Raw genomic sequence first — 6,124 nt, forward strand, 5'->3', positions numbered from 1 at the left:
CAGCTACCCCGTCGCCGACTTCACCCGCGTCACCAATGCAGCGCCCGCCGATGTGCGCGTGACCACCGGTCCGACCTTCGCCGTCCGCGCGCGGGGCGACAAGGACATTATCGACTCGCTCGACATCGCCCGGCGGGGCAATGCGCTGCATATCGGCGTCGAGAACAACGCCTGGCGCTGGGGTAATCGCGGCAGCGCGACGGTGGACGTTACGATGCCGCGCATCGACGGCGCCGCCATCGCCGGCGCGGGCGACATGACGATCGACCGGGGCGCAGCCGATTTTCAGGGCGAGGTGAGCGGCGCGGGCAACATGACGATCGGCCGGATCGAAGGCGGCGCGGTTCGCCTGTCGATCTCGGGCGCGGGCGACATCGGGGCGGCGGGCGTGGCTGATCGGCTGCGGGCGAGCATCGCGGGCACCGGCTCGATCCGCGCACGCGACCTGACCGCACGCGGTGCCGAGATCGACATGGCGGGTGCGGGCGACATCACCGCCAATGTCGATGGCGATGCGCGCGTGTCGATGGCGGGCGTCGGTTCCGTCGACCTCGGCCCGCGCGCGCGGTGCCGCGTCAGCAAGGCGGGCGTCGGCTCGGTCAAATGCGGCAACTGATCCGCTTGCCCGGCTCGGCGCGCAATGTAATCAGGTTGCATGATCCGATTGCTCCTGGCCCTGACGCTCGTTTCCGCAACCGCCGTGCCAGCCGCCGCCGATGAGCGGCGCACCATGGTCACCGCGTTCGACCGCGTTCGCGTCGAAGGGCCGTTCGCGGTGGAAATCGCGACCGGCGCCAGTCCGTCGGCCACCGCGATCGGCGAATCGCGTGCGCTCGATGCGGTGAATATGGCGGTCGAGGACCGGATGCTCGTCGTGCGCGGTAGCCCCAATGGCTGGGGCGGCTGGCCCGGCGCACGGCGGGAGGCATCGCTCATCCGCATCACGACTCCGCATCTGAACGCGCTGTCGGTCACGGGCGCGGCAAGCGTGCGCGTCGACGCGATGAAGGGCGCGGAGGTCTCGATCAATCTGACCGGGTCGGGCCGGATCGAAGTAGCGACGATCGACGCCGACCGGCTGGAAGCCATCGCCGTCGGATCGGGCGCACTCAAGCTGGGCGGCAATGCCCGCACTGCGCGACTGCTCAACAACGGCGTCGCGACGATCGATGCCGAGCAACTCAGCGTCCGCGACCTAACGCTCCAGTCCGAAAGCGCGGGCGACAGCCGCGCGCACGCGACCCAGACGGCCCGCGCGACCGCGCTTGGCATGGGCGGTGTGACCGTAACCGGCCCGGCGGCGTGCACGCGCACCGGACCCGGCCCGATCGCGTGCGGCGAATAGCCGTTACGCCGCGAACATCGCGCGCAGTTCGTTCTTCAATATCTTGCCATTGGCATTGCGCGGCAAAACCGTGTCGACGAAGCGGATCGACACCGGCACCTTGAACGGTGCCAGATGCTGCGCCACCCAGTCCTTCAGTTCCTGCTCGCTGGCCGTGCAACCGGGGCAAAGGTGGACGACCGCCGCCGGCTCTTCGCCCAGGATGCGGTGCGGCACGCCGACCAGTGCGGCGTCGGTGACGGCCGGATGGGCATAAAGGATGTTTTCGACCTCGATCGAATAGATATTCTCACCGCCGCGGATGATGATGTCCTTGGCGCGGTCAACAATGTAGCAGAAGCCTTCCTCATCCAGCCGCGCCAGGTCGCCGGTGCGGACCCATCCGTCCACAAACGTCGCCGCCGTCGCTTCGGGCTTGTTCCAATACCCCTTCACGATCATCGGCCCACGCGCCCACAACTCGCCCACCTCGCCCAGTGGCAATTCGGTCGCGCCGTCCAGCGACATGATCTTCAACTCGGCCACCGCCACGGCGGGACCGCAACTGTCGGGCCGCGCCAGATAATCCTCACCGCTATGCTGGGTGACGGTCGCCATCGTCTCGGTCATGCCCCATCCGCTGCCGGGCGCGGCGCCGAACTCGGCCTCGATCCGGCGGACCAGTTCGGGCGCGGCGGGCGCGCCGCCATATTGCACCGCCTCAAGACTGGACAGGTCATGGCGGTCGCGGTCGGGATGCTCCAGCAATTGCCATGCGATGGTCGGCACCCCGCCGGTCAGTTGCACGCGTTCGCGCTCGATCAGCCGCAGCGCCTCGCCCGCATCCCATTTCTTCATCAAGACAATGGTGCCGCCGGTCGCGACCGTTCCCATCAGCGACGCCGAACAGGCAGTGACGTGAAACAGCGGGATGACCAGCAATCCCACTTTCGGCTCGGGCGTGGCGGGCGGCACTTCCCCCCGGCGCAGCATCGCGCGCGCGGCGGTATAGGCCGAGGAATAGATGTTGGTCGCCATGTTGCGGTGCGTGCCCAGCGCCCCCTTTGGCGCGCCCGTCGTGCCGCTGGTGTAAAAGATGACCAGATCATCGTCGGGCGCGATCTGCGCCGATGCGGGCGGCAGGCCGATTTCGGGCAGGCCAGCCCAGTCGTTCGGGCCGGGCAGCAGCGTGTCGAACGCCACCGCGCGCGCGTCCAGCGGACCGCGCGGGCGCGTGACGACGATGCGCTCGACGCCGCGAAGTTCATCGAAGCTCGCGCGGAAGCGGTCGTGACGGTCCCCGTCGAGGATCAGCAGCTTCGCGCCCGAATCATTGACGCCGTAAGCCAGCTCCGCCGCGCTCCACCACGCGTTCAGCGGCACCGCGATGGCGCCGATGCTCGCCACGGCAAAGAAGATCGCGGGCCATTCGGGCAGGTTCCGCATGGCAAAGGCGACGCGGTCGCCCTTTCCCACACCCAATTCGATCAGCTTGTGCGCCAGATGCGCGACCGCACGGAAATGCGCGTCATATGTGACGCGCTCCCCCTCATGCACGATGAACTCACGCCCGCCATGCCTGCGTGAAAAAGCGACAAGCAACGCCAGATTGGGTGGTGCGTTCTTCCATATGCGGGTCGGCACGCCGTGGATATCGACGGTCTCGATCTCGAATCGCTGGCCGGGCGCGGTCAGCGTTGCTTCGATCTGGGCAAGCGTCATGGCGGGCCATGAACGTGCGGCGGGGGCGGTGGCCAAGACAGTCTCTCCTATCCCGTGTCGAATATCGGGTTTGCCCGATTGACGTTTGCGTGAAGGTTAGTGTTGATTCGAGCGGCGCTCAAGGCAATAGCTGTGCAGCGCCGGTTCCAGCCGGGCGATGAAGAGGATTCGAAGGACAGGTATGCAAAACTGCACATCCAGCGCCGCCATCCTCCCCGCCACGGCGACCGCCCGGTTTTCCCGCGTGCCAACGCGCCCGCGCCCGACTTTGCGAGGAGTAGCAAGCGAATGAACGCCCCCATTTCGACCGTCCGCGAAGGCGACGTCCTGGTCGTCACGTCCAACAACCCGCCCGTCAATGCGCTTGGCGCCGCCGTGCGTCAGGGTCTCGACGCCGCGCTGACCGAAGCGGCCGGCGACGAAGCCGTCAAGGCGATCGTCATCATCTGCGAAGGCCAGACCTTTTTCGCCGGCGCGGACATTACCGAGTTCGGCAAACCCTTTGTCGAACCGTCACTGCCGGTGCTGGTCGACCGGATCGAGGCATCGGAAAAGCCCGTCGTTGCCGCCGTCCACGGCACCGCGCTGGGCGGCGGGTGCGAAGTCGCGCTGGCGTGCCATTATCGCATGGCGGTGCCCTCGGCGAAGTTCGGCCTGCCCGAAGTGAAACTGGGCCTGCTCCCCGGCGCGGGCGGGACGCAGCGGCTGCCGCGCGTCGCGGGCGTCGAAGTTGCGCTGGAAATGGCGACCAGGGGCGACCCCATCCCGGCGGCCAAGGCCAGGGAAGTCGGCCTGGTCGACCGGCTGGCCGGCGAAGGCGCGCTGCGCGACGAAGCGATCGCCTATGCCCGCGAAATCGCCGCTGCCCGCCCGCTGCCGCGCACCAGCACGCGCGACGTGGCCATCGATGCCGCCACCTTCGACGCTTTCCGCAAGGCCAATGCAAAGCGCCTCCGGGGCATGGACGCCCCCGCCGAGATCATCGACGTGATCGAGGCGACCGCTGGCAAACCCTATCAGGAAGGCGTGCAGCGCGAACGCATGTCGTTCATGAAGCTGATGATGGGCGCGCAATCGGCGGCGCTGCGCCACATTTTCTTTGCCGAGCGCAAGGCCGCGAAGATCGACGGCGTGCCCGACGGCACCGAAGCACGCCCCGTCCGAAAGGTCGGCGTGATCGGCGCGGGCACGATGGGCGGCGGGATCAGCATGAATTTCCTGTCGGCGGGCATTCCCGTGACCATTGTCGAGATGCAGCAGGACGCACTGGATCGCGGCACCGGGGTCATGCGAAAAAATTACGAGGCGACCGCCGCCAAGGGCCGGATGACCGCCGAACAGGTCGAACAGGCAATGGGCCTGCTGATGCCCAGCCTCAGCATGGACGATCTGGCCGACTGCGACCTGATTATCGAAGCCGTCTATGAGAATATGGACGTGAAGAAGGAAATTTTCGGCAAGCTGGACCGCATCGCCAGGCCCGGCGCGATCCTGGCGTCCAACACCTCCTATCTGAACATCGATGAAATCGCCGCATCGACTGGCCGTCCGCAGGATGTGGTGGGGCTGCACTTCTTCTCACCCGCCAATGTCATGAAGCTGCTCGAAGTGGTGCGCGGCGCGAAAACCGCGCCCGACGTGCTGGTCACGGCGATGGCGGTGGCCAAGAAGATCCGCAAGGTCGCGGTGGTGGCCGGCGTCTGTCACGGCTTTATCGGCAACCGCATGCTGATGCCGCGTCAGGTGGAGGCGACCAATCTGCTGCTGGAGGGCGCGACCCCCGAACAGATCGACCGCGTGCATGTCGCCTTCGGAATGCCGATGGGTCCGTTCCAGATGGCCGATCTGGCCGGGGTCGATATCGGCTGGCACCGTGACCCGACCCGCATCGAGAATATCCGCGACGCGCTGGCCGCCGAGGAGCGCTGGGGCCAGAAAAAGGGCGCTGGCTTTTACGACTATGACGACAAGCGCCAGCCGTCGAACAGCCCGCGCGTGGCCGAGATCATCGAGGATTTCCGACAGAAAACCGGCACGCCCCAGCATGACGTCACCGACGAGGAGATTATCGAGCGCACGCTCTACACCATGGTCAATGAAGGCGCGATGATCCTGGAGGAAGGGATGGCCCAGCGCGCCAGCGATATCGATGTCGTCTGGGTCTATGGCTATGGCTGGCCGCCCTATCGTGGCGGGCCGATGTTCTGGGCCGATGGCGAAGGGCTGTCCAAAATCGTCGCGGGTCTGGAAAAGCACGGGTTCGAGGTATCGAAGCTGCTGCGCGAAAAGGCCGAAAAGGGCGAGAAGTTCAATTGAGGCGCTTGCGTTGAAATCGGCCCTCGCCACCGCCGCCGCCATCCGCAGCGGCGAGACGACAGCCCGCGCCGAGGTCGAGGCGGCAATCGCCCGGATCGAGGCGGACGACGACGGCATCAACGCCGTCGTCGTCCGTGATTTCGACCGCGCGCTCGCTGCTGCCGACGCCATCGATGCGCGTGGGCCATCGGCCGACGCGATGCCGCTGCTGGGCGTGCCGATGACGGTGAAGGAAGCATTCGACGTTGCCGGACTGCCGACCCATTGGGGCTTTTCCCAGCACCGCAACAACCGGGTCGAAACCGATGCGGTCGCCGTCGCCCGGCTCAAGGCGGCGGGCGCGGTGGTGCTGGGCAAGACCAATGTGCCAAAGGGGCTGGGCGACTGGCAGTCGGTCAATTCGATCCACGGCGTGACGCGCAACCCCGCCGACCGGGACCGCACGCCCGGCGGCAGTTCGGGCGGATCGGCGGCGGCGCTGGCGGCGGGCTATGTTCCCATCGAAATGGGCAGCGACATCGGTGGCTCGATCCGCATCCCCGCCCATTTCTGCGGCGTCTGGGGCTTGAAGCCGACATGGGGGGTGATCGACAGCCACGGCCATCGCTATCCCCGGACCGACGGCGCGGAAACCGCGCTGGGCGTGATCGGCCCGATGGCACGATCGGGCGAGGATCTGGCGGTAATGCTCGACATCCTTGCCACCCTGCCGCTGCCCGCCGCCAAGACGCCGCCGCGCCGCGTGCTGGCGTTGACGGCGCA

5 protein-coding genes are annotated in these 6,124 nt (G+C 67.1%); 4 read left to right on the top strand and 1 reads right to left on the bottom strand.

Annotated elements, in window-relative coordinates; all coding sequences use genetic code 11:
* The coding region (locus VL973_RS00190; protein ID WP_325282017.1) for a head GIN domain-containing protein at positions 1-616 on the top strand (616 nt) is incomplete at its 5' end.
* Positions 617-655: 39 nt separating this feature from the next.
* On the top strand, positions 656-1,345 hold the full coding sequence (locus VL973_RS00195; protein ID WP_325282018.1) for a head GIN domain-containing protein: 690 nt from the start codon (positions 656-658) through the stop codon (positions 1,343-1,345).
* Positions 1,346-1,348: 3 nt separating this feature from the next.
* Here the strand turns inward: VL973_RS00195 and VL973_RS00200 are convergent, their stop codons facing one another.
* The gene (locus VL973_RS00200) at positions 1,349-3,046 is read right to left on the bottom strand and encodes a class I adenylate-forming enzyme family protein (RefSeq protein WP_325282021.1); all 1,698 of its coding nucleotides are present in this window, start codon (positions 3,044-3,046) and stop codon (positions 1,349-1,351) included.
* A gap of 288 nt (positions 3,047-3,334) precedes the next feature.
* On the opposite strand from VL973_RS00200, the gene VL973_RS00205 reads away from it, so the two are divergent.
* On the top strand, positions 3,335-5,362 hold the full coding sequence (locus tag VL973_RS00205) for a 3-hydroxyacyl-CoA dehydrogenase NAD-binding domain-containing protein (RefSeq protein ID WP_325282019.1): 2,028 nt from the start codon (positions 3,335-3,337) through the stop codon (positions 5,360-5,362).
* Positions 5,363-5,372: 10 nt separating this feature from the next.
* Positions 5,373-6,124, top strand: a 752-nt coding sequence (locus tag VL973_RS00210; RefSeq protein WP_325282020.1) for an amidase family protein, incomplete at its 3' end; no start/stop codon positions are given.

The sequence above is a fragment of the Sphingomonas sp. genome (assembly GCF_035490575.1).
GTDB lineage: Bacteria > Pseudomonadota > Alphaproteobacteria > Sphingomonadales > Sphingomonadaceae > Sphingomonas.